General features: G+C 60.9%; 20 protein-coding genes. 14 read left to right on the top strand and 6 right to left on the bottom strand.

Annotated features, from left to right (window positions below; genetic code table 11):
• Window positions 1-5 precede the first annotated feature (5 nt).
• Genes ACXMYO_RS13780 through ACXMYO_RS13770 form a run of 3 tightly spaced genes read right to left on the bottom strand, consistent with a single transcriptional unit; the run spans window position 6 to window position 3,780 of the window.
• Window positions 6-1,082 carry an ABC transporter ATP-binding protein gene (locus ACXMYO_RS13780; protein WP_457809132.1) on the bottom strand — a complete coding sequence of 359 codons (1,077 nt, stop codon included), beginning with the start codon at window positions 1,080-1,082 and terminating at the stop codon, window positions 6-8.
• On the bottom strand, window positions 1,070-2,767 hold the full coding sequence (locus ACXMYO_RS13775) for an ABC transporter permease (protein ID WP_457809131.1): 1,698 nt from the start codon (window positions 2,765-2,767) through the stop codon (window positions 1,070-1,072). Before ACXMYO_RS13775 ends, ACXMYO_RS13780 begins: the two co-directional genes overlap by 13 nt.
• Before the next feature lie 14 nt (window positions 2,768-2,781).
• Window positions 2,782-3,780, bottom strand: a complete 999-nt coding sequence (locus ACXMYO_RS13770; RefSeq protein ID WP_457809130.1) for an ABC transporter substrate-binding protein — start codon at window positions 3,778-3,780, stop codon at window positions 2,782-2,784.
• A gap of 290 nt (window positions 3,781-4,070) precedes the next feature.
• Here ACXMYO_RS13770 and ACXMYO_RS13765 point away from each other — a divergent pair, with 290 nt between their 5' ends.
• On the top strand, window positions 4,071-5,444 hold the full coding sequence (locus ACXMYO_RS13765) for a Na+/H+ antiporter family protein (RefSeq protein WP_457809497.1): 1,374 nt from the start codon (window positions 4,071-4,073) through the stop codon (window positions 5,442-5,444).
• Between the two features lie 83 nt (window positions 5,445-5,527).
• Here the strand turns inward: ACXMYO_RS13765 and ACXMYO_RS13760 are convergent, their stop codons facing one another.
• Window positions 5,528-6,136 carry an inorganic diphosphatase gene (locus tag ACXMYO_RS13760; RefSeq protein WP_457809129.1) on the bottom strand — a complete coding sequence of 203 codons (609 nt, stop codon included), beginning with the start codon at window positions 6,134-6,136 and terminating at the stop codon, window positions 5,528-5,530.
• Between the two features lie 83 nt (window positions 6,137-6,219).
• Between ACXMYO_RS13760 and ACXMYO_RS13755 the strand changes: the two genes are divergently transcribed.
• From ACXMYO_RS13755 to ACXMYO_RS13695, 13 genes are all read left to right on the top strand, one after another.
• A complete protein-coding gene (locus ACXMYO_RS13755; protein WP_457809128.1) occupies window positions 6,220-6,720 on the top strand; it encodes a MarR family winged helix-turn-helix transcriptional regulator in 501 nt (166 codons plus the stop codon).
• Entirely contained in the window at window positions 6,717-7,457 is a 741-nt protein-coding gene (locus ACXMYO_RS13750; protein ID WP_457809127.1) for a siderophore-interacting protein, read from the top strand. The genes ACXMYO_RS13755 and ACXMYO_RS13750 overlap by 4 nt, the downstream gene beginning before the upstream one ends.
• A gap of 78 nt (window positions 7,458-7,535) precedes the next feature.
• Window positions 7,536-8,960 (top strand): DNA (cytosine-5-)-methyltransferase, encoded by a 1,425-nt coding sequence (gene dcm, locus ACXMYO_RS13745; protein ID WP_457809126.1) that lies wholly within the window; start codon window positions 7,536-7,538, stop codon window positions 8,958-8,960.
• A 343-nt stretch (window positions 8,961-9,303) separates the two neighbouring features.
• Window positions 9,304-11,022 carry a class I SAM-dependent DNA methyltransferase gene (locus ACXMYO_RS13740; RefSeq protein WP_457809125.1) on the top strand — a complete coding sequence of 573 codons (1,719 nt, stop codon included), beginning with the start codon at window positions 9,304-9,306 and terminating at the stop codon, window positions 11,020-11,022.
• Entirely contained in the window at window positions 11,012-12,475 is a 1,464-nt protein-coding gene (locus ACXMYO_RS13735) for a restriction endonuclease subunit S (protein ID WP_457809496.1), read from the top strand. The genes ACXMYO_RS13740 and ACXMYO_RS13735 overlap by 11 nt, the downstream gene beginning before the upstream one ends.
• A gap of 2 nt (window positions 12,476-12,477) precedes the next feature.
• Window positions 12,478-13,149 carry an abortive infection family protein gene (locus ACXMYO_RS13730; protein ID WP_457809124.1) on the top strand — a complete coding sequence of 224 codons (672 nt, stop codon included), beginning with the start codon at window positions 12,478-12,480 and terminating at the stop codon, window positions 13,147-13,149.
• The gene (locus ACXMYO_RS13725) at window positions 13,142-14,317 is read left to right on the top strand and encodes a DUF4268 domain-containing protein (RefSeq protein WP_457809123.1); all 1,176 of its coding nucleotides are present in this window, start codon (window positions 13,142-13,144) and stop codon (window positions 14,315-14,317) included. The genes ACXMYO_RS13730 and ACXMYO_RS13725 overlap by 8 nt, the downstream gene beginning before the upstream one ends.
• Window positions 14,318-14,469: 152 nt before the next feature.
• A complete protein-coding gene (locus ACXMYO_RS13720; protein ID WP_457809122.1) occupies window positions 14,470-14,676 on the top strand; it encodes a restriction endonuclease subunit R in 207 nt (68 codons plus the stop codon).
• Entirely contained in the window at window positions 14,669-16,606 is a 1,938-nt protein-coding gene (locus tag ACXMYO_RS13715; RefSeq protein WP_457809121.1) for an ATP-binding protein, read from the top strand. The genes ACXMYO_RS13720 and ACXMYO_RS13715 overlap by 8 nt, the downstream gene beginning before the upstream one ends.
• Window positions 16,596-19,751 (top strand): type I restriction endonuclease subunit R, encoded by a 3,156-nt coding sequence (locus ACXMYO_RS13710; RefSeq protein WP_457809120.1) that lies wholly within the window; start codon window positions 16,596-16,598, stop codon window positions 19,749-19,751. The genes ACXMYO_RS13715 and ACXMYO_RS13710 overlap by 11 nt, the downstream gene beginning before the upstream one ends.
• A 183-nt stretch (window positions 19,752-19,934) precedes the next feature.
• Window positions 19,935-20,372 (top strand): MarR family winged helix-turn-helix transcriptional regulator, encoded by a 438-nt coding sequence (locus tag ACXMYO_RS13705; RefSeq protein WP_170140555.1) that lies wholly within the window; start codon window positions 19,935-19,937, stop codon window positions 20,370-20,372.
• Window positions 20,373-20,490: 118 nt separating this feature from the next.
• Complete coding sequence (locus ACXMYO_RS13700; protein WP_457809119.1) at window positions 20,491-22,038, top strand: MFS transporter; 1,548 nt, start codon at window positions 20,491-20,493, stop codon at window positions 22,036-22,038.
• An 82-nt stretch (window positions 22,039-22,120) separates the two neighbouring features.
• Window positions 22,121-23,182 (top strand): HlyD family secretion protein, encoded by a 1,062-nt coding sequence (locus ACXMYO_RS13695; RefSeq protein ID WP_457809118.1) that lies wholly within the window; start codon window positions 22,121-22,123, stop codon window positions 23,180-23,182.
• 85 nt (window positions 23,183-23,267) lie between these two features.
• Here the strand turns inward: ACXMYO_RS13695 and ACXMYO_RS13690 are convergent, their stop codons facing one another.
• Together ACXMYO_RS13690 and ACXMYO_RS13685 are read right to left on the bottom strand one after the other, a co-directional pair.
• A complete protein-coding gene (locus ACXMYO_RS13690; protein WP_457809117.1) occupies window positions 23,268-24,011 on the bottom strand; it encodes a glutathione S-transferase family protein in 744 nt (247 codons plus the stop codon).
• Between the two features lie 77 nt (window positions 24,012-24,088).
• Window positions 24,089-24,790: a CPBP family glutamic-type intramembrane protease gene (locus tag ACXMYO_RS13685; protein ID WP_438765353.1), complete on the bottom strand. Its 702-nt coding sequence runs from the start codon at window positions 24,788-24,790 to the stop codon at window positions 24,089-24,091.
• Window positions 24,791-24,841 lie beyond the last annotated feature (51 nt).

The raw sequence follows: 24,841 nt of genomic DNA, 5'->3' as shown, positions 1-24,841 counted from the left end.
CGCCCTCACCCTGCAGGCACCCGATCACGGTGTGCCTGCATTTTCGTCTGCCCTTCTTCCAGCCCCCAGAGTCGCTCGATCGCCACGGTTGTTTGGCTGCCGGGCGGCTGTGCGGCAGGGCTGTAGGCGGTCAGTGACTGGCCATCCTCCAGGCGCAGGGAGAGCACGTGGCGCTCGCCGCGAAAGATGCAGCGCTCGACCAATGCCGGCATTCCACCCTCTACACCCAGCACCACATGCTGGGGCCGCACGAACCCGCGCGCGTGGCCCTGCGCGTCCAGGCGCTGGGCGTCACGGCCGGTCAACCATTCCCTCGCCGTGGCGTGGGCCAGATGCACCACGCTGCCCTGGCCGATAAAACGGGCCACCTCGACATCCGCGGGTCGGTGATAGAGCGTCTCGGGGGTGGCGAACTGTTTGAGCCGGCCGTCCTGCATGACCGCGACGCGGTCGGCCAGCGCCATTGCCTCGTCCTGATCGTGGGTGACATACACCATGGTGGTGCCGGTTTCGCGGTGAAAGTCGCGAAAGTAGTCCTCCATGCTGGCGCGCAGGTGACGGTCCAGATTGGCCAGCGGCTCATCGAGCAAAATGACGGCCGGCTGGCTGACCAGACAGCGCGCCAGCGCCACCCGCTGGCGCTGGCCGCCGCTGAGTTCGCGCGGATAGCGCCCGGCCATGGCGGTCATGCCGACCCGGGCCAGCACGTCTTCTACGCGCCGGCGCCGCTCGCTGCCGGCCACCTTCTGGACCCGCAGCGGATAATCGACGTTGCCCGCCACGCTCAGATGCGGCCAGAGCGCGTAGGACTGAAACACCATGCCCATGCGCCGCTGCTCGGGCGGCACCTGCGCCTGCGCACTGGAGAGCACCTGCTCGCCGAGGCGGATCTCGCCGTGATCCGGCGTCTCAAAGCCTGCCAGCAGCCGCAGCGTGGTGCTCTTGCCGCAGCCGCTGGGGCCGAGAAGCGCCACGAACTCGCCCGGCTCAATGGTCATGGAAAGCCCCTCGAGCGCCACATGCGCACCGAAGCGCTTGCCCAGCGTCGTTATCGAAAGCCGACCTGTATTCATTGCTGCCATGGCAACACCCCTTTCGGCAGACGACGCGCCATCAGCTCCAGCATGCCCATCAGTGCGACCACCATCGCCACGGTCACCACCGCCACGGCGGAGGCCAGCACGCTGTCGCCGCCGTCATCCAGATTGAAGATCAACACGCCCAGCGTCTCGTTGCCGGCCGACCACAAAAGCGCCGAGACGGTCAGCTCGTTGACCGCACTTAAAAAGACCAGCAGGCCCCCGGCCATGGCGGCCGGCGCCACCAGCGGCAATAAAATGTCCCATAACCTTCGAACCGGGCCCGCACCGGCCAGGCGCGCGGCTTCTTCAAGGCCCGGGTCCAGCTGGGCGAAGGCGCTGTGCAGCGGCTTGAGCGCCACCACCAGAAAGCGCGACAGATAGGCGATGAAGATGATGCCCAGCGTGCCGTAGAGCGAGTAGTCGATGATCGGCAGCGGCCGGCTGAAGACCAGAATGCAGGCGATCGCCAGCACCACGCCGGGCAGGGCAAAGGGCACATCGAAAAGGGCGGCGCACACGCCCAGCACCCTGGAGCGCCGGCGCGCGAGTTGCCAGGCCAGCGGCAGGGTCAGCGCCACCAGCACCACGGCGGCGCTGCCGGCCAGCCACAGGCTGTTGCCAAAGGCACGCGCGGTGACCGCCTGCCGGGTGAACATCTCCTGATAGGCGGCCAGGCTCAGATGCTGCCAGTCCAGCCCCATGCCAAACGCCGGCACCAGTGAGGTGCTGATCAGCGCCGCCAGCGGGGCCAGCAGAATCAGCCCCAGAATGGCCCACAGCATCAGCGTGAGCGGCCACCGCCAGTGCCCGGTGGCAAAGGTGAGCGGCCGGGCGCCCTGCCCGCCCAGGCGATAGTCGCGCCGGGCCAGCAGATGATGCTGCAGCCAGATGCCCACCCCCACCAGCAGTGTCATCAACAGCGCCAGCGAGGCGACGCGGTCCAGCACGCCGGTGCCAAAGCCGGCCAGCTGCTGATAGATCAGCGTGGGCAGCGTGTAGTAGCCCACCGGAATGCCCAGCATGGCCGGAATGCCGAAGTTGCCCAGTGCCGCAATCGCGGCCATGGCCGTGCCGGCAATCAGCCCCGGGGCGCTCAGCGGCAGGATCACCTTGCGCCAGACCGTGCGTGGCGCGGCACCGCTCAGACGGGCGACTTCCACCAGCTCCGCCGGCAGCTCGGCCAGGCTGGCCCGCAGCGCCAGAAACACCATCGGCGCGTGCTGAATCCCCAGCAATAGCGCAATGCCCTCCGCGGAATAGAGCGGCTGCGGCGCGCCTAGTGCCGGGGCGATGCCGAGGGTAATCAGCAGCGTGCTGGCCGGGCCGAACAGCTGCAGCCAGGCCAGCGCCGTCACCTGGGGCGGGATCATCATCGGCAGCATGAAACAGATCACCAGCGCCCGCCGGCCGCGCAGGTCGGTCAGAGCCAGCGTAAAGGCAAAGAGCATGCCCAGCGCCACGCTGATCAGGGTGCCCAGTGCCGTGGTGTACAGGCTGTGGCCGGTGGCCCGCCAGGTGCTGGCGCTGGTCAACACCTCAACAAGCGGCGAGTCGCGCCACCCGGCAGGCGCAGTGACCGTGGCCATCAGCGCCTCGATCAGCAGCTGACCCACCGGCAGCAGACAGATCAACAGCGCCGGCACAAACAGCAGCGCCGGCCCCAGCCGTGGCAGGCCTCGCGTCATGACCGTTGCCGCCATCAGGAAGAGAAGATATCGGCAAAGCGTGCCTTTTCATCCTCGGCCTGCTCCAGTGCCCGGGTGGCCGAGAAGGGCAGCGGTTTGATCTGCGCGCGGTCGGGATAGCCCTCGGGGGCATCCACATCATCGCGCGCCGGCAGGTAGCCCTGCCGGCTTACCAACTGCTGGCCCTCGCGGGAGAGCAGAAAATCGACGAATTGCTGCGCGGCTTCAGGGTGCTGGGCAGCCTTCATGATCGCCACCGGCTCGGTGACCACGCTCACCCCTTCTTCGGGATAAACGAACTCGACCGGCGAGCCCTTGGCCTTCTCGCGCAGCGCCATGAAATCGACCATCACCCCGTAAGGCTTGGTGCCGGCGGCGACCTGCTTGAGAACGCCGCCGTTGCCGCCGTTGGGCGTCACGCCGTTGTCGGCGAGGGCCTGATAATAGTCCCAGCCAAAGCGGTCATCACTCACCATGCTGTCCAGATGAATGAGTGCGGCACCCGAGTAAAGCGGGCTGGGCATGGCGACCTGGCCCTGGTATGCCGGCTCGGTCAGGTCCTGCCAGCGCTGCGGCTGCTCGGCCGCGCGCTGGTGATAGACGATGCCGGTGGCGATCTGCTTGGTACCGAAGTAATAGCCCTCCGGGTCATACAGCGTGTCCGGGTAATGGCTCAGCGCCTTGGGCTGGTATTGGGCCAGCAGGTCCTGCTGGCGCAGATTCTCGAGACTCACCGCATCGGCGACCAGCAGCACGTCGGCGCGGTTCTGTCCGGCGGCACGCTCGGCTTCCAGCCGTGTCATCAGGCGCGTGGTGCCATCGCGTACCCACTGCACCTCGATCTCCGGATGGGCCTTCTCAAAGGCGTCCACCGTCTGCTGGGCATCGGTGTTGGGCTGGCTGGTATAGAGCATCAGCGACTCGGCGCTGGCCAGCGGAGCGACGAGCGTGAAGGCCACGGCGGCCAGAGCGGAGCGTCCGAAGCGAAACGCAGCAAATGGTGTGACAGTCATGGGCAGGGGCATTAGTAGAGGCATCGGCAGATGAACGGAACACGAACCTTCATCGTGGCCGGGCAACATGACAGTCATGTGACGGGCGCAGGGCGGGCCGGGCGTTGGTATGATCACCGCGACACCCCCCCCGGGGTGACAATAACAACCTCTCACAAGGCAGGATCATGTCCGTAATCCTCTCTCCTGACGCGCGCCCCGCCCGGGACCGCTTCGCTCGTCGCCGTGTGCTGCCGGTGCTGGCCTTTTGGGGTCTGCTCTATCTGGCTTCCCAGACGCTGGGCTATCACATCAATGCCGTGGTGCTCACCATCGTGTTGATGGTGACGTTTTGTCTGTTACAGATGCCGGTGGCGATTGCCCTGGTCGCGGCGGCGCTGCTGGGCGGGCTGCATGCCGGGCTGTCGATGGAGACAGCGCTTTCCGCCTTTAATGACAATCTGCTGGTGGGTGCGCAGGTCGGGCTGACCTACGTCATGATCGGCGCACTGGCGGTCGCGCTGGGACGCAGCGGTCTGCTGGAGCTGCTGGCCCGCAGGCTCTCTACCGCGCTGGATCGTGACACCCAAAGTACCGACCGCCGCATCAAGGCCCTGCTGTTCGGGATACTGATCGCCGCCTCGCTGCTGTCCCAGAATCTGGTGCCGGTGCATATCGCCTTTATCCCGATTCTGATTCCACCGCTGCTGGGCCTGATGAACCGGCTGCGGCTTGATCGCCGCGCGATTGCCTGCGTGCTGGCCTGCGCCATGAGTGCCACCTATCTGCTGCTGCCCACCGGCTTCGGGGCGATCTATCTCAACGAAATCCTGCTGGCCAACGTCAATCAGGTGGGCGCGCCGCTGGGACTGACCGCCACGGCGGCCATGGCACCGAAAGCGATGGCCCTGCCGGTGCTGGGGATCATTCTTGGCATGCTGGTGGCGGTGCTGATCACCTATCGACGCCCGCGCGACTATCAATACCCGCGCGACCCTGTCTCTTTAACGTCTGACACGCCGGCCTCCGGTGCCATGACGCCGCCGGCTCAGGCTGAGGTGCGGCTCAACGTGGGGCAGCTGGTGATGACGATGATCGCGCTGGGTGTGGCGCTGTGGTGTCAGATTGCCTTTGATTCGCTGCTGCTGGGCGCCCTGATCGGCTTCATGATCATCAGCGTGACCGGCATTTTCCGCTGGCGCGAGCAGGATGACGTCTTCACCCAGGGGCTTCGCATGATGGCGCAGATCGCCGTCATCATTACCGTGGCCTCCGGCTTTGCCGGCGTGCTGGGGGCCACCGGTGAGATCGAGCCGCTGGTCAGCGCCGCCGCCGATCTGATCGGGGACAACATGGCGCTGGGGGCGGCCATCATGCTGGTGGTGGGGCTTTTTATCACCATCGGCTTCGGGGATTCCTTCGCCAGCGTGCCGATTCTGGCGCCGATCTATATTCCGCTGGCGCTGGCGCTCGGGTTCTCGCCGCTGGCCACCGTCGCCCTGCTGGGCGCCTCGGCTGCCCTGGGTGATGCCGGCTCGCCGGCCTCCACCATTACGCTGGGCGCGACCGCCGGGCTCAACGCCGACGGCCAGCATGATCACATCAAAGACAGCGTGATCCCGACCTTTCTGCACGCCAACGTCGGTATGCTGGTGCTGGCCTGGGTCGCGGCCATGGTGCTGTAGCCGGCAGCGTCTCCGGCGTCAGTAAAACGCCCGCCCTCGATTCGAGGGCGGGCGTTGTGATCTCTGGCGTCTGAGACCGTGGCTCAGGACGGCGGCTGATAATCGTCGAGCGCCTTCTGCAGCACCTCGTGGGCCTCGCTGACCGGGGCAAAGCCCTTGAGCTCGATCACCTTGCTGCCTTCCGGCAGCTGCTTGTAGACCCGGAAGAAACCCTCGAGACGCTCGCGTTCCATGGCCGGCAGATCGTCCATGCTGGTGATCTCATCCCAGGTGGGGTCCACGTCATGGGTGGGCACGGCGATGATCTTGTCGTCCGCCTCGCCGCCATCAACCATGCGCAGCATGCCGATGGGCCGCACGGCCATGATCGCACCCGGCACGATCGGCGTGCGGGTAAAGGCCATCACATCAAGGGGGTCGCCATCGCCGCCCAGTGAGCTGGGGATCGAGCCGTAGTTGGCCGGATAGGCCATCGGCATCGACAAGAAGCGATCGACGATCACATGCCCCGCTTCATCGAGTTCGTACTTGATGGCGCTGCCCGCCGGGATCTCGTTGACCATCAAAAAGGTCTCCGGGGCGCTATCGGGCTGAGGGATATCGGCCAGACCGCCGGCCGCCTGGGCCAGCAGGGAGGTCGACAGCGCCGCGGTGGTCAGCACGGCAGTGGTAAAGCGGCGGGCAACGGACATGTTGGTCAACTCCGGATCGGTGGACGGAAAAGGCGTCCAGCGTGAGACACGTTCATGTCACGTCGATGACACGGGGCGGGCTAATGGTTGACAATATCAACCAAAAGGCGGATCGTATCGAGAATCACTTCATTGACGGTCATGACGTTATGCCTACCGCCGGCAACGCCCTTTTTGGGCTTTTGCACGTCTACAAGCGTGCCCTGCGCGAGCGCTATCTCAGAGACGGCATCACCCTGCCCCTGTCGCATCTGCGCGTGCTTGGCGAGATCGGTCGCCACGACGGCGTGATGGCCCGAGAGGTGGCCACGGCGCTTTTGCAGGACAAGGGCCTGATCACCCGAGTGACCCGCGAGCTCGAGCGCGAGGGCCTGATCGAGCGCCACCCGCACCCCACCGACAGCCGCGCCGCGCATCTGGCGCTCAGCGCCGATGGACGGGCGCTGCGTGAGCGTCTTGATGCCATCGAGCAAACGCTCGAGGCGCAGATGGCCGCCGGATTAAGTCCTGCCCGGACCCGTGATTTCATCGACACCGTCAACGCCATGACCGATCAGCTTGATCGCGACCAGGAGAGCCCATGAGCCGCCCCGCCCCCCGCCGTTTTACCGTACTCGACAAGACCCTGATCACCCCGCACATGCTGCGCGTCACACTGGGCGGCGAGGACATGGCGACCTTTCCCGAGGACCAGGCCGGCACCTACATCAAGCTGATGTTCACCCGCGATGACGGCACGCCCTTCATGCGCACCTACACCGTGCGCGCCCAGCGCGAAGATGCCATCGATGTGGATGTCGTGCTGCACGAGGATGGCGGCCCGGCCGCGCAGTGGGCCGACAGCGCCACCCCGGGTGACACCATCGAGATCGGCGGCCCCGGTCCGCGCAAGCGCGTTGATGACAGCGCCGACTGGTTTTTGCTCGCCGGAGACATGACTGCCCTGCCGGCGATCAGCGACAACCTGGAAAATCTCCCCGCCCACGCCCGCGGCCACGCCGTCATCGAGGTATTGAGCGAGGCCGACATTCAAAAACTTGCCGCGCCCGAGGGCATCGAACTGCACTGGGTGGTCAATGAACATCCGGGTGAAAACAGTGATGCGCTGCCTGACGCGGTGCGGACCATCGACTGGCAGGACGGCCGTCCGGCGGTCTGGGCGGCGTGCGAGTTCTCCGCCATGCGCCAGCTGCGCCACTACTTCAAGACCGAGCGCGCGGTTGCCAAAAGCGATCTTTACGTCTCGAGCTACTGGAAGCTGGGCCTGAACGAGGAGCGCCATAAAAGCGCCAAGCAGGAAGACGCCGAACAGAGCGGCTGAGCGCCCAGCGCCCTGGTGGGCGGGGGGCCGACGACTTACAATGGGCGCCCACCGCCACCTGCCGACCCGCGAGTGCCCATGACTCTGTTTTCACCGGAACTGCTGCCCCCGGAACTCGAGACCGAACGTACCCCGACGGGCGCCTGCCCCTATGGCGCCCTGGCGGATGACGCCCTGCTGGCGCGGGTGCTGGAGATTTTTGACCGCCGGGCCGTGGCCGGGAAGCTTTCAAAGGTGAGCACTCACTGGACCCGCGACACGCTGACTCGCTATCTCAAGCAGGGCCACCCAACGCCCTTGGATGAGGCCGAGCGGCGGGTGCTGATCACCCTGCTGCCGGCACCGCCGTCGCATCAGCACCAGTCTGATTTCACCTTTATCGATTTGTTTGCCGGCATCGGCGGCATTCGTCAGGGGTTTGAGGCCGTCGGCGGTGAGTGTGTGTTCACTTCCGAGTGGAACAAGTACGCGGTGCGCACCTACAAGGCGAACCACTACTGCGACCCAAAAACCCACCGCTTCAACGAAGACATTCGCGATGTAACCCTCTCCGCGCGGGATGACGTCGATGAAGAGACCGCCTACGCCCACATCCGCGAGCAGATCCCCGAGCACGACGTGCTGCTGGCGGGCTTTCCGTGTCAGCCCTTCTCGCTGGCCGGCGTCTCCAAGAAAAACGCCCTGGGGCGAAAGCACGGCTTCGAGTGCGACGCCCAGGGCACGCTCTTTTTCGACGTCGCCCGCATCATCGCCGCGCGAAGGCCACCCGCGTTCGTGCTGGAAAACGTCAAGAACCTCAAAAGCCACGATGGCGGCAAGACCTTTCGCGTGATCTGCGAGGCACTCGATGAGCTGGGCTATGACGTCGCCGATGTGAACGCACCCAAGGGCCGCGACCCCAAAGTGATCGACGCCCGCCACTTCGTGCCCCAGCACCGCGAACGCATCGTGCTGGTTGGCTTTCGCCGCGATTTAAACGTGCATGACGGCTTCACCCTGCGTGATATCAGCGCCCACTTTCCCGCGCACAAGCCCACCTTCGGCGAGCTGCTCGATAGGGAAGTCGATGCGAAGTACGTACTTACTCCCAAGCTCTGGAACTATCTGTACCAGTACGCCCGCAAGCACAAGGAAAAAGGCAACGGCTTCGGCTTTGGCCTCACGCGCGCCGAAGACACCGCCCGCACCCTTTCCGCGCGCTATCACAAGGACGGCTCGGAGATCCTCGTCGACCGCGGCTTCAATGACGCCCTGCCCTTTGATGCCCCCGAGAACCTGCAACACCGCCCGCGGCGGCTCACGCCGCACGAGTGCGCGCGGCTTATGGGCTTTGACGCCGCAGGCGAGCGGCGCTTCGTGATTCCGGTGTCGGATACCCAGGCCTACCGCCAGTTCGGCAACTCGGTGGTCGTGCCGGTGTTTCAGGCCGTGGCGGAGATGATGAAGACGAGGGTGCTGGCGGCAAAGGGGAAAGGCGCCGAGGTGGCACTAGCAGAAAGTTAAAATAGCGCGCCGCCTTATTTTAACTTGACCCCAAAAATGAAATAGCGACGCTGGCTCGGCCGCTTGCTGATGTCATCGACGCTGTATCAGACCGGAATTCTTGCTAGGCCGTTGCGCCTCAGCGCCAGTACCGTCAATGACCCCGTCGCCATGTTGTAAGCCCTTTTCAGTCATCCGATCGCCCATATTGCTATCCGGAAACAGGCTTTGCCTATCGCGCTTGAATCAAGTTGCGGAGCCCCGAATAGACAGCGTTAAATGAACACCATCGAATGTATAAGCCTAGCATCAAATCGTTATGATTCTGACCGCTTATAGCCGAATACTTCTTCCAGGAGTCACAGTGGATACCACCGAACACCAGTTTTTAACTGCGCTTGAAGACAAGCTCTGGAAAGCCGCCGACAAGCTGCGCAACAACCTCGATGCCGCCAACTATAAGCACGTAGTGCTGGGGCTGATCTTTCTGAAGTACGTCTCGGATGCGTTCGAGGAACGCCAGCGCGAGCTGCTTGAGCTGTTCAAGGATGACGCCGACGACAACATCTACTACCTGCCGCGTGGCGATTTCGACAGCGACGCCGAGTACGAACAGGCGCTTGCTGACGAGCTGGAAATCCTCGATTACTACCGCGAGGCCAACGTGTTCTGGGTACCCAGGGAGGCGCGCTGGAACACGCTGAAAGAGAACGCCGCACTGCCCACCGGCTCGGTGCTTTGGCAGAACAGCAAGGGCGAAGACGTGCGCCTGAGCTCCGTGGGCTGGCTGATCGACAACGCCCTCGATGCCATCGAAAAAAGCAACGACAAGCTCAAGGGCGTGCTGGAAGGCATCAGCCGCTTTCAGGTCGATAACGATAAGCTGATCGGGCTGATCAACTCCTTTTCGGACACCTCTTTTACCCAGCCCAGGCTCGATGGCGAGCCGCTCAACCTGCGCAGCAAGGACATACTCGGCCACGTCTATGAGTACTTCCTCGGACAGTTCGCCCTGGCCGAAGGCAAGCAGGGCGGGCAGTACTACACGCCCAAGAGCATCGTCTCGCTGATCGTCGAGATGCTGGAGCCGTATAAGGGCCGCGTATACGATCCGGCGATGGGCTCGGGCGGCTTCTTTGTCTCTTCCGACAAGTTCATTGAAGAGCACGCCCGCGAGCATCACTACGACCCCGCCGAGCAGAAAAAGCACGTCTCGATCTACGGGCAGGAGTCCAACCCCACCACCTGGCGGCTGGCCGCCATGAACATGGCCATTCGCGGCATTGACTTCAACTTCGGCAAGAAAAACGCCGACAGCTTCCTCGATGACCAGCACCCGGACCTGCGTGCCGACTTCGTGATGGCCAACCCGCCGTTCAACATCAAGGACTGGTGGCACGAGTCGCTGGCCGAGGATGTGCGCTGGCACTACGGCACCCCGCCCAAGGGCAATGCCAACTTTGCCTGGCTGCAGCACATGCTGCACCACCTTGCCCCGGTAGGCAGCATGGCGCTGCTGCTGGCCAATGGCTCGATGAGCTCCAACAGCGGCGGCGAGGGTGAGATTCGCCGTCGCCTGGTCGAACAGGATCTGGTCGAGTGCATCGTCGCCCTGCCGGGCCAGCTGTTCACCAATACCCAGATCCCCGCCTGCATCTGGTTTTTGACCAGGGATAAAGCCGGCGGCCTCGCCCCCAACGGCGTCGAAAAGCGCCGCCGCAAAGGCGAAGTGCTGTTTATTGATGCCCGCCAGCAGGGCTATATGCGCGACCGCGTGCTGCGCGATTTCACCGACGAGGACATCGCCAAAATCAGCGACACCTTCCACCGCTGGCAGCGTACCGACGAATTCGAGGATGAACCCGGTTTCTGTGCCTCCTGTGATCTTGCCGCGATTGAAAAGCACGACTTCGTGCTCACCCCGGGTCGCTACGTCGGCGCCGCCGCGCAGGAAGAGGACGGTGAACTTTTCGTCGACAAGATGGCGCGGCTGACGGCGCAGCTGAAAGACCAGTTTGAGGAAAGCGACCGGCTGGAAGCGGAAATCAAGTGGAACCTTGGGGGGCTTGGATATGAAGTTTAAACCACTCTCAGAATTGCTTGAAACACCTTTGCGTAACGGGCTCACAAAACCTAAAAAGCTTCGTGGTTCGGGATTTAAGATGGTGAATATGGGAGAACTTTTCAAATATCCCAGAATGAACAGTATCCCAATGGACCGTGCTCCGTTAACAGAAAAGGAAGCTGAAACATCGCTTCTGAGAACAGGTGATTTACTCTTCGCAAGGCAATCGTTGGTTCGTGAAGGTGCTGGTAAGTGCTCTATCTTTTTATACGATAATGAGCCTGTTTTTTTTGAATCTCATCTTATTCGCTGCCGTCTATGTGCCAAAAAATGCAATCCTCTTTTCTATTATTACTATTTTGATAGTCCTGCTGGAAAGCAGGCTATAGACGCAATTATCGAGCAGGGTGCTGGAGCAGCAGGTATTCGAGGGTCAGACTTAGCGAAGCTAAACGTACCTTCACCCTCCATCGATTTTCAAAATAATGTCGTATCTATACTTGACGCTATCGATAAAAAGATCGAAACAAACCACCAAATCAACCACACCCTCGAACAGATGGCTCAGGCTCTGTTCAAAAGCTGGTTTGTCGATTTCGAGCCGGTCAAGACCAAGATCGCTGCGCGTAAGCGCTGGCAGGCGCTCCAACCGGAAAACGAGCCCGCCTTGGCCGTCTGCTATGCCGCCGAGTCCGACGAGTCGCCCGTGGTAGGTGATCTGGAATCCTATATGAACCGCGCCGCAATGCAGGCCATTTCCGGCAAGACGGCGGATCAGCTGAATGCTCTGCGTGAGGAAGACCCCGAGCGCTACCAGAAGCTGCATGAGACCGCCGCGCTGTTTCCCTCAGCGATGCAGGACAGTGAGCTGGGGGAAATTCCGGAGGGGTGGGAGTGCTCAACCATTGGCGCAGAAGTCGAGATAAAAGGAGGCGGAACGCCGCCCACAAAAAATAAGGAATATTGGGAAGGGGGCGATATCAATTGGACTAGTCCAAAGGACCTCTCTGGTGCCCAAACCAAGGTAATGATTTCGACAGAAAGGAAAATTACGGAGGCTGGTTTAGCAAAGATAAGCTCTGGCCTGCTTCCTGAAAATACGGTTTTGATGTCTTCTCGTGCGCCGGTTGGCTATCTCGCTTTGGCAAAAATTCCTGTGGCCATTAACCAAGGCTATATTGCCATGATTTGTAAAAAAAAGCTGCAGCCAGAATATGTTCTTCAATGGGCTGAATCTGTTATGGACGATATCAAGCAGCTCGCCAGCGGAAGTACGTTTGCCGAGATAAGCAAGAAAAGCTTTAGGGGGATGGCGGTTGTTGTACCTTTAAGCGGCTTGGTGTCAGTTTATTCCGATATTGCAAGAGCGCAATATTCTATTATCGAGCTGAACTTTAAAAATTCGAATAACCTTTCGGGAATACGTGATTCATTATTTCCGAAACTTCTCTCCGGTGAGTTGGAGGTTTAAATATGGCGTTAGCAAGAACCCTGCTCTGTACGGAAGCGTTCTCTCTGTCAGCAGATGCCAACCATCTTGCCGAACAAAAAGAGCGCTTGGAACAGGCGCTGGAAAGACAGGACTGTTCACTTGTGCTGGATACTTCAAAGTCGCTTCTTGAAACAGTCTTTAAAACCATATTGTCAGACAGGCTCAGTGACGTGAACCTTAGTCAGGACATGAAGCCGCTTTATCGAAGCATTCGGGGATGCCTGCAATTCAATGTAAATGAAGGCGTCAATAAAAATATTAACAATATGGCAAGTGTAGTAGTTCACAATGTTGCAGAGTTGAGAAATTCTTATGGCGCTGCTTCGCACGGGGATGATGGCTATTTTGAAAATCCTGTCACTCTAACCGATGCTGATCTGATCGCAAATATATCCGATGCTCTTTGCTGTTACTTGTATAAAAGGCATAAAGAATCCTCTGATCCAAATCTTTCGGCAAGGGTTTATTATGAGGATTACCCTGATTTTAATGACTGGTTGGATGGCCAGTTTCCCGGCTGGTTTTTACCATCGGGCGGCGAAATTCTTCCTAGTCTTTTGCTTTATAAACACGACAATAAAGAATATCGAGAAGCTCTTCTTCAATATATTAGCTCTGAAGAGGATGATGATGAGGTAGAGCATAATGTTTAGAATCGATGCTTCTACCAACCGAATTAACCCTCTAGAAGTAAAAAGATTTACTGAACTTGGCTTTGGCGAGCGCAAGCACCTGCAGGAGTGGCTGGAAAACTGTCCGCAGGCACTGGCACAGGTAGATGGCGAGGAACTCCTGATTATTCAAAAGGAGTTTGATGGCTTCGACGATACTCGTGAGCGTTTGGATCTTCTTGCTATCGACAAGAGTGGCAACTTGGTCATTATCGAAAACAAGCTCGACGATAGCGGTCGGGACGTGGTCTGGCAGGCTCTGAAATATGCCAGCTACTGCGCCAACCTGAGCAAGTCGCAGGTCGTGGATATCTACCAGCGCTATCTCAATCAGAAAGCGCAGGAAACCGATCAGGCGCCGGCTAATGCCGTTGACAACCTGATCGAGTTTCTGGAAGTCGATGGGCTGGAAGCGGCTCAAATCAATCGCATCAAGACGCAGCGTCTTATTCTTGTCGCAGCGCGTTATCGTAAGGAAGTCACCAACACCGTGCTATGGCTGAGCCAGTTTGGTATCACCTGCCAGTGTTTCAAGGTGACGCCTTACAAGGCCGGCAGTGAGCTTTTCCTCAACGTTGAGCAGATCATCCCGACACCCGAGTCGACCGACTTCATGATTGGCATGGTCGCCAAGGAAGATGAGGAGAAAAGCGCCGATACAGAGCAAAAGCATCGACACACCCTGCGTTTGGAGTTCTGGGAACAGGCGTTGGAAGAGTTCAGCAAGAGCAGCTGTACCCTGTACAGCAATATCAGTCCAACGAAAGATCACTGGCTTAGCGCAGGCTCTGGTATTAGAGGTATGCCCTATCAGCTGATTTTCGGGAAAAGTGAAATACGCGTCGGATTGAGTCTTCAGAATGGTCAGGCTGAAGCCAATACCTTTGTATTTGACCGGCTGGAAGTACAGAAGGATACGATCGAGGAAAATTTTGGTGCTCCACTCATCTGGCTGCCCTTGCCCGCCAAAAAAGCCTGTCGTCTTCAGTACACCAAAGCCGTTGACGGATATGACAAGGCGAACTGGCCCGAGATGATTGAATGGATGGTGCACCACATGACGCGATTCGAAAATGCACTGCGTGACCCGCTAAGAAACATCAATCAACAGTTAAAACAGATTAGCTTCGAGCACTCCGAACTGCCATGACTTCATAAGATTGGCCTTCGTGTCGATAAAAAAGAGCCGGCGCGTACACTGTAAACTGTGAAGAGGCGCCGGGCATATTGCGATGAAGTATGGCGATGACATTAAACGTGTCAACTGACATTAACGAATCAGACGGTGGCAAGGGAGCAGGGATGAACGAAGATCAATTGGCGCAGCTCTGTCTTGAGTGGTTTAGCGAGATAGACCGAGAAACCACCCATGAGCTTGATATCGGCCATGATGATACTGCTCCCGAGTTTTCCGGTCTCAAAAAGGCTATCGTCAAGCTCAACCAGCAACTGCCTGGTGCGGCGATTTGGCAGAATGTGACATGGACTGCCGAGGCCTGTAATGCTTGAAATCGATTCCCTGGAAGATATCGCCGCGCTGCGTGAAAGCGTGGACGTCGAGTGCAAGCTGGCTCAGGGGCGCGATGGCAAGGGCGCGTTGCCCAAGGAATTCTGGCCGACCTACAGCGCCTTTGCCAATACTCAGGGCGGCGATATTTTCCTGGGCGTGAAAGAACACTCCGATGGGCGTTTTGAGCTTGCCGGCGTTGCCGATACGCAAAAGGTTATTGATGAGCTCTGGACCGGGCTTAATAACGCCCAGAAGGCAAGCGCCAATCTACTACAGGAGCGCTGGGTCAACGTCCTCCAGATCGAGAATAAGGTAGTCGTGCACATTCATGTGCCGCTCGCGACACGCCAGCAGCGCCCGGTCTATCTGCGTGGCAATCCGCTGACCGGTACGTATCGCCGTTTCAACAGCACGGATCACCTGCTTAATGAAGAGCAGGTGCGGCGGATGCTGGCCGAGCAGGTCGAGGACAGCCGCGATAACGAAATCCTTTTCGGCTATGGTCTGGAGGATCTGGACCTCGAAAGCTTCAAGCAGTATCGCCAGCTGTATGCCACTCGTCAGCCCGACCACCCTTGGAACCAACTGGATGCTCTGACATTCCTGCGACAGCTCGGCGGCTGGCGAAAGGAGCGGGAAACCGAGCGCTCGGGGCTGACGCGCGCCGGTCTGCTCATGTTTGGTCAGCAAGCCTCCATCATCGAAGCCTTTCCCAACTATATGCTGGACTACCAGGAGCGCCCCGAAGCCAGGGCGGAGCTTCGCTGGATCGATCGGCTGACACTGGATGGCAGCTGGTCGGGCAATGTATTCGATTTCTACCGGCGGGTTATTCGAAAGCTGGTAGCCGATCTCAAGGTGCCCTTCGCTCTGGAAGGTGACAAGCGACAGGACGACACCCGCGTCCACAAGGCACTGCGTGAGGCCATGGTGAACACCCTGGTGCATGCCGACTATTCCGGACGGGCCTCAATCCTGGTGGTCAAACGACCCGATATGTTTGGTTTTCGCAATCCCGGCCAGATGCGAGTGCCGGTCGATCAGGCAACCGCCGGGGGGCAGAGCGACTGCCGCAACCGGTTGTTGCAAAGCATGTTTCGCCATATCGGTCTGGGCGAGAACGCAGGCTCGGGTCTACCCAAGGTGTTTGATGGATGGCAGAGCCAGCACTGGCGCAAGCCCGTACTTCGGGAAGCGCACACACCTTCCGAGCAGACACTGCTGGAGCTGCACATGCTCAGCCTGGTGCCGGAGTCCGTGCTGGCAGCGTTAAGTGATGAGTTTGGAGAAGAGGTTGTCTCCCGTCTGACGGACAAGGAGCGTCTTATCCTTGTGACGGCTTCCATCGAAAAAGCGGTGGATCATCGCCGAATGATGGCCATCATTGATGTTCACCCACGCGATCTCAGTCAGCTGCTATCCGGTCTGGTAGACAAGGGGTTGATGCTGAGAAACGGCGCAGGCCGGGGAACGGTTTACTTCCTGCCGGACGCCCATCTGGATGACATGATTACGGAGCTGATGCTGGACAGCAATGCTGCGGCGCCTCGATCTAAAGCGGCCGAAACAGCATCTTTGGACAATAGCTCCGGACCTTTGGGCAGTAGCTCCGGACCTTTGGGCAGTAGCTCCGGACCTTTGGATATCGCCCCTTCTCTTTGGAAGCAGCTTTCGACTCTGGCTGCGCCAGTGGCTTCCACGGGTAAGGCTTCCAGGGTCAAGGTAGAAGAAACCATCCTGTTGGTCTGCTCACATCATCCATTGCGTCTGGAGGACTTGACGCGATTGCTCAACCGGTCGGCAGACTCTCTACGCAAGCACTACCTCAAACCTTTGGTCAGGGCACGAAAGCTGAAACTGCTTTATCCCACCAAGCCCAATCATCCCGGCCAGGCTTACATGACAGAGGAGAGCGGCCATGATCAATGAAGATCAGCTGGAGCAGCTCTGTCTTGAGTGGTTCGGCGACACTGGCTGGGAGACCGCTCACGGTCCGGATATTGCTCATGATGGCGCCACCCCCGAGCGTGAAGACTATCGACAGGTGCTGTTGCGCGGCGACCTCGAGCAGGCCATTAGAACGCTCAACCCGCAGCTGCCGGAAGACGCTATCCAGCAAGCCGTGGCGCAGGTCAGCAAACCGCAAAGCCCTGATCTCGTGCTCAGTAACCGCGCCTTCCACCAGTGGCTGCTCGACGGCGTGCCGGTGCAGTACAAGCGCAACGACGAGGTCATTTATGACCAGGCCTTTCTGATCGACTTCGAGCGGGTCGAGGCCAACCGCTTTCGCACCATCAACCAGTTCACCCTTCAGGGCAGCAAACAGCCCCGCCGCCCGGATATCGTCTGCTTCGTCAACGGCCTGCCGCTTGCGGTGATCGAGCTGAAAAGTCCGAGCAGCGAAACCGCCGATGTCACGGGCGCGTTCAATCAGCTGCAGACCTACAAAACGGAAACCCCTGATCTGTTCGTCACCAATGAAGCGCTGGTGATCAGCGATGGCTACACCGCACGGGTGGGGTCGCTGACAGCGGATCAGGAGCGCTTCATGCCGTGGCGCACCATCAAGGATGAAGACGACAAGCCGCTGCTGGAGTGGCAGCTCGAAACTCTGGTGCGGGGCTTTTTCGACCGGGCGCTTTTTCTCGATTATCTGCGCTATTTCGTGCTGTTCGAGACCGACGCCGAGCGGGTGATCAAGAAAATCGCCGGGTACCACCAGTTCCACGCCGTGCGTGAAGCGGTCAAGGCGACCGTGATCGCCGCCGAAGAGCCTGCGGCGGGCGTGGGTGAGAAACGCGCGACCTACGGCGATGAGGTCACACCCGGCAGCAAGAAGGCCGGGGTGGTGTGGCATACCCAGGGCTCGGGCAAGAGCATCTCGATGGTCTGCTACGCGGGCAAGCTGGTACAGCAACCGGCGATGCACAACCCGACACTGGTCGTGGTGACTGATCGTATTGATCTCGATGGGCAGTTATTCGGCACGTTCAGCAGCGCACGAGATTTGCTCAAGCAGGACTCAGTGCAGGCCGAGGACCGCGAGAGCCTGCGCCAAAAGCTCGCCGAGCGCGAATCCGGCGGCATCATTTTCACGACGGTTCAGAGATTTGCCCTGCTTGATGACGAGCGTGGCCACCCGATTCTCAACGGCCGCCACAATATCGTGGTGATCTCGGACGAGGCCCACCGCAGCCAGTACGGCCTGAAAGCGACCCTTAAGCAGGATGGCACCTACCAGTTCGGCTTTGCCAAGCACATGCGCGATGCCATGCCCAACGCCTCGTTCATCGGCTTTACCGGTACGCCGATTGCCAACGAAGACAAGGACACCCGCGCTGTCTTCGGCGATTACGTCTCGATCTACGACATTCAGGACGCCGTGGACGATGGCGCCACCGTGCCGATCTTCTATGAGTCGCGCCTGGCCCGGCTCGATATCAACCGCGACGAGATCAATCGGCTCTCCGAGCAGGTCAACGAGGTCATCGAGGATGAAGAGGATATCGGCGCGCGGGAGCGCACCAAGGGCGAGTGGAGCCGACTCGAAAAGCTGATGGGCACCGAGCTACGGCTCCAACGCATCGCGGCGGACCTCGTCGAGCACTTCGAGACGCGCAACGAAATCGTCGAGGGCAAGGCGATGATCGTCGCCATGAGCCGCACCATCTGCGCCCAGCTCTACAACGAGATCACCGCCCTGCGCCCTGAGTGGCACGAGGACGACCCGGAAAAGGGCACGATCAAGGTCATCATGACCGGCTCGGCCGCCGACAATGCGCTGCTGACGCCCCACATCTATAACAAGACAACCAAGAAACGGCTGGAGAAACGCTTCAAGAATCCGGCGGACCCACTCAAGCTGGTTATCGTGCGCGATATGTGGCTGACCGGTTTCGACGCGCCGTGCTGCCATACCATGTATGTCGACAAGCCCATGAGGGGGCACAACCTGATGCAGGCCATTGCCCGGGTGAATCGGGTGTTCAAGGACAAGCCCGGCGGGCTGGTGGTCGACTACATTGGCATCGCCAACGAGTTGAAAAACGCACTCAAGACGTACACCGACTCCCGTGGCAAGGGCCAGCCCACCTACAGTGCCGAGGAAGCCTTCGCGGTGCTGGAAGAGAAGCTCGACATTATCCACGGCATGTTTGCCAGCGGCCCCAATCGCGAAGGCTTCGACTACAGCGGTTTTGAAAAAGCTCCGCACAAACTGTTGCCGCCAGCGGCCAACTATATCCTGAGTCTGGATGATGGCAAGAAGCGCTTTCTCGATACCGTGCTGCAACTCAATAAAGCGTATTCGCTGTGCAGTACGCTGGATGAAGCCAAGGCGCTTCACAAGGAGATCGCGTTTCTCTCGGCCATCAAGGCGGCGCTGGTCAAGCACACCAGTACGAACCGTTCGCTGAGCGAGGAGCAGAAAAATTCGGCACTCAAGCAGATTCTCGATAACGCTGTGAAAGCTGAAGACGTGACCGATGTATTCGCGCTCTGCGGCCTCGACAAGCCCAACATCGGGCTGCTCTCCGATGAGTTTCTCGAAGACGTACGCCAGATGCCGCATCGCAACCTGGCCGTCGAGCTGCTGGAGAAATTGCTCAAGGACGACATCAAGGCCAAGACGCGCACTAACGCCGTGCAGGAGAAAAAGTACTCGGATCGCCTGCAGGAGACGCTGCGCAAGTACAACAACCGCGGCATCGAAACGGCGCAGGTGATCGAAGAGCTGATTGAGATGGCCAGGCAGTTCAAGGCCGATATGGAACGCGACGAGGCGCTCGGCCTGACCCCCGACGAGATCGCCTTTTACGATGCCTTGATTACCAATGAAAGTGCGGTACGCGAGCTTGGCGATGATCAGTTGCGGGCACTGGCGGTTGAGGTCACCAACAAGCTTCGCGGCTCGACCACCGTCGATTGGCAGGTGCGCGAAAGCGTGCGCGCCAAGCTGCGCATTCTGGTACGCCGGACGCTGCAGCGCTACAAGTACCCGCCGGACAAATCGCCGGAGGTCATCGAGCTGATACTAAAACAGGCCGAGCTGCTGTCGAATCAGTGGAGTCAGTAGGCAGATTATTCGCGTCTCCAGATAGCGAAAAACCCCGGTGCAACTCACCGGGGTTATAACGCCGACCGGGTACTTCCAATCCATGTTGGAGATTGAACATTGCGGGTTTTGAAGTCAACGCCCGCTCGCCAGCCCCACCCTCTTTCCATCACAATGACGGCTTTTCAACGCATGGAGGGGGCCATGGAAAGCAGGATCATCGACAAGCTGGCGGAGCTGAGTTTTTTGAGTCGCGCACGGCTGAGCGAGCTGGCCCGCCGCGAAGGAATCACCCTGCCTACCTTCCAGCTGCGGGTGCTGTCGGTCGTGGGCCGCTTTCCCGACCAGGCGCAGCAGGCCATCCTGCAGCGCCGCGGCTGGGACAAGGGCCAGGTGGCGCGGGCTTTTCGGGAGCTGGAGCAGCAGGGCCTGATCGAGCGCTGTGGCAGCTCCACAGCCCGACGCATCTCTGAGGCGGCGCTGACCGCGGAAGGCCGGGCGCTGTTTGAGCAGCTTGAGAAGATTCGAAGCGAGCTGGCCGCGACCATGACGGCCGGCTGCACGCCGGAGGAGACCCGGCAGTTCGATGCGCTGCTGGAGCGGGTGCTGGGCAATGTGGGTGACGCACCTCCCGTGAGTTGATCAGGGCGCGCTGGATGCGATGAGGGTCTGACTAAAAGTTGACAAAGTCAACTTACGACGATAGGTTGCCCGCCCCGGGTCGGCCTTCTCGCCCCTCATCCATCGCAAAGAGTGTGTCATGTCCCTGCGTCTGGTCCTCGGCCTGGTCGGTATGCTGCTGGCCTGTGTCGGTGCCGATATCAATGAAGAAGCCACAACGCTTGCCCTGGCCGATATTCGCGGTGCCTACGGCTTCAGCGCCGATCAGGGCCAGTGGTTCACCACGCTGTATGCTGCCGGGGTGGCCATGGGCATGCTGGTGGCGCCCTGGCTTGCGATCACGTACTCCATGCGTCGCTTTGCGGCGGTGGCGGTGCTCGCTCTCGGTGCGCTGGGCCTTTGCTTTACGGTGATCGATTCGCGCGCGCTGATGCTCGCCCTGCGCTGGCTGCAGGGGCTGACCAACGGCTTTCTGATTCCCCTTTTGATGGCGGTGGCGCTGCGCTTTCTGACCCCGTCGATCAAGCTCTTTGGCCTGGCCGCCTACGGCCTGACGGCCACCTTCGCGCCCAATATCGGAGCGCCGATCGTGATCCGGGCCCATCAGGGGCTGGGCATCGATTTCGTCTTCTGGGCGGTGGTGCCGCTGTGTGTGCTGGCCGCCGCGCTGCTGCTCTACGGCCTGCCGCAGGATCCGCGCCCGCCCGGGCGCTGGCGTCAGTTCGACTGGCCCGGATGGATGCTGGGTTGGGGCGTGTGTTCAGCCGTGGTGGTGGTGTTTACCCAGGGCGAGCGGCTGGACTGGTTCAATTCACCGCTGATCTGCTGGCTGGCGCTGGCCAGTGCAGCACTGGTGCCGCTGTTTATCCTGCGCTGCTGCGTGGCGCCGGTGCCGCTGATCCAGCCGGCGCTGGTCAAGCGGGTCAATTTCGGCTTCGGCATTGTCATGCTGATGGGCGTGATCGCACTGGGCGCCTCGGCGGCGTCACTGCCGGAGGAATTTCTTGCCGAGGTGCAGGGCTATCGGCCGCTGCAGAATCTGCCGGTCGCGCTGGCGCTCGCCCTGCCCTCGCTGGTGATGCTGCCGTTGACGGCGTTCGTGCTCAACTTCGAGCGCGTCGACAGCCGCTGGATGGTGGCGCTGGGGCTGGTGCTGATGGCGCTTTCGAGCTGGATGAACAGCCACGCCACCGTCGCCTGGACGCGCGATCAGTTCTATCTCTCGCAGATGCTTTTTTCGGCCGGTCAGTCGATCGTGGTGGTGAGTCTTTTGACCACCTCCACCGCCGTGATCGACCCGAAGGAAGGGCCGTTCGCTTCGGCGACGATTAACACGACCCGGGCGCTGGCCGGCCCCGTGGCCGGTGGCCTTATCGGCCACGCCATGACGGTGGCCGTGGATCACCACCTTCACGCCCTGCTCGATCGTATCGGCACCATGCGCTTTGCGCTTGCCCGCTCGATGCCGCTGAGTGGTCATGATGGGGCGGCGCTGGCCTGGTCGTCGGGCCCGGCGCACGGCGAGGCCTTTCATCATCTGTTCGAGCAGCTGGAGGTGCAGGCTCAGGTGATGGCCCATGCCGATCTCTGGCGGGCGCTGGCGTTGGGCGCCCTGTTGCTGCTGCCGCTGTGTCTGCTGCCCAAACGCACCTTTGCGCCGCGTTTCAACCGCCCCAGACCCCTTTGATTTCAAAGCACTTTTATTTCAAAGCACTTTGATTTCCAGGCCCCTTTTGATTCCCAAACCCCTTTGATCCCTCGAGAGTGCCATGAGTAACCCTGCCGATGACGCCCGACCCCGGTCGCGCAAGACGTTGATTCTGACGATCGTGATCGTGCTGATCGCCGCCGTGGCGGCGGCCCTGCTGGCCCGCCATCAGTTCCGCGGTGGTGAGGTCTGGACCAACGATGCCCGCCTTGATGCTGACTACGTGGTGATCGCCCCGCAGGTGGAAGGCGATCTGGTGGCGGTACACGTTGACGATCACGACCGCGTCACGCGCGGCGATGCGCTGATGGATATCGATCCGCGCGACTATCAGGCAGCCGTCGATGACGCCGAGGGCCAGGTGGCCGCGGCCCGGGCGTCGCTGGCGCAAATCGAGGCGCAGCTGGCCCAGCATCCGGCGCAGGTGCAACGCGCCCGGGCGCAGGTGGCCGAGGACGGCGCCAACGCCGACTACGCCCACGCCACCGCCGAGCGCTACCGGCGGCTGCGCCACAACGGCAACGTCTCCGATCAGAACGCCCAGCAGGCCGAGGCCAACGCCCACGCCCAGCAGGCGAAGCGTCGAGCCGGTCAGGCCGAGCTGGCGCGCGTTCGCCAGCAAAAACAGGTGCTCGAGGCGCAAAGGGAGAGCGCTGAAGCGACGCTGGATCAGGCGCTGGCGCAGCAGGAGAAGGACCGGCTGTCGCTGTCGCGCACCCATCTCACCGCGCCGGTGGATGGCGTGATTGCCGAGCAGTCCGCCCGCGTGGGCGTCTGGGTCAATGCCGGCAGCGCGCAGCTGGCCATCGTGCCGGTGCAGGGCATCTACATCACCGCCCACTACCGCGAGGTCGATATCACCGATGTCGAGCCCGGTCAGCCGGTGGATATCTCGGTCGATGCCTGGCCGGACCTCAAGCTGCACGGCCATGTCAAAAGCCTGGCCCCGGCCACCGGGGCCACATTCTCACCGGTGTCGAGCAACGACACCTCCGGCAACTTCACCAAGATCGTCCAGCGCCTGCCAGTGCGCATCGCGCTCGACCCCGACCAGCCCGGGCTCGATCGGCTGCGGGTGGGGCTGTCGGTGGAGACGACGATTCACACCGACGCCCCCGGTTGAGAAACGGCAGGTGACCCTGATCCACGCGTTAAAAAGCTCGGCCGTTGCCGAGCTTTTTTTGTAAGGGCCATCCTGAACGGCGGGTTTATCCGAACGCGGCCAGCGCCAGATACGCCCCGCTTTGCGCCTGAATCTCACGGCCCTGGGCGTCGACCGCTTCCGACACGTCCTGGAAGTGCGCCCGACTGGCCAGACCTTCCAGCCACGCTGCCACCCGCGGATAGCCGTTAAAGCGATAGCCGGCCGCGCGGATCTGATAAAGCTCGCAGCCCAGCGACAGATCGGCAATGGTGGGATGTTCGCCACCCGGCAGCGTCGGCGCATGGGCGCTTGGCTTCTGCGCTTCGAAGTGCGCCTCAAGTTGTTGCAGACCCGGCTTGAGACCGTCCTGCAGCGGCTGCAACAGCGTGGCCTGAATCTCGCGCTTGAGCATCGGCAGCGTCAGGTGCAGGTTCATGATGTGGTGGAACATGTCGAAGCGGCGCAGGTTGCCGTGGTGCCAGGCAAGCCACTGATCGATCCGTGCACTGCGGGGAATGTCCTGCTCCCCCGGGTACCAGCGCTGCGCGGCGGCCTGATCCGCGGCGGTGCGGCACAGGTGGATCATGATCGCCTGGCTTTCGGCCAGAGTGAGCGTCTCGCCGTCATGTTCGACCACCAGCGCCGGCACGGTCTGGAAGGGATTAATGGCGGCAAATTCATCGGTGCGGGTCTCGCCACCGGCGAAGTCGATTTCATGAAAATCGTACTCGATGCCCAGCTCGCGAAGGAGCATTTCCGCGGCGCGCGAGGGCTGGGAAAGACGATGGGCGTAGAGGGTCGTGGGCATGATGGGTCACCTGGCGGGAGGGTGTTTCAGCCTGGCACAGAGACCTGTCTCCCTCCTGCGCTGTGATATCGAGTCGCTTAAAACAGCGCCCCGGCCAGGCCGATGGCGGAGACGAAGGCGTGGAGCAGCATGGGCAGCAAAAGGCCCCGGGTGCGCCAGCGGTAGTAGCCCAGCACCAGCCCCCAGCCAAACAGCGCCACAAACGTGAGCAGGTGGTGATACTGAATCATGTGCAGCCCGGCAAAACACAGCGCGCTGAACACGACCAGAAGCGCCACCCGCCATCCGCGCGGCTGATCATCGATTCGCGCGATCAGGAAATGACGAAACGCCAGCTCCTCGATAAACGGTGCCCAGATCAGCACGCAGCCCACCATGATGGCGATCTGCAGCGTGGTCTTGCCGTCATAAAGCGAGACCATAAACGCTTCGGGCGCCATGTCCAGCCAGACGCTGACGGCAGCGGCCAGGCCCTGAATCAGCAGCACCAGGCCGATGCCCCGGGCCAGATCGCCCCAGGTGAAGCGCCCGACAAGGGTGGGCTGCGCCGAAAACCAGCGTCGCCATGCCCAAAAGCCGGCCAGCATCAGCAGCAGGGACGGCGCCAGAATCACTGCAAAGCCGTAGCCCTGAATCAGGGTGGCAAAGGCGGCATCGCTCATGACGTGTTGCAGCCCCTGCACGCTCAGAAACTGAGCGGCGAGATAGCCGGCAAACATTACAAGGCCGAAGAACACCTGATGGGCGCGCTGCTGATAGAAAAGGCGGGGGTCGATCATGGCCCGGACTCCGGTAGCGGGGATCCGGGCAGGGTAGCACTCGCCCCTTTA

The organism is Kushneria sp. EE4 (genome assembly GCF_977968315.1).
The sequence above is the reverse complement of the archived record's forward strand: the minus strand, read 5'-3'. Positions and strand labels throughout refer to the sequence as shown.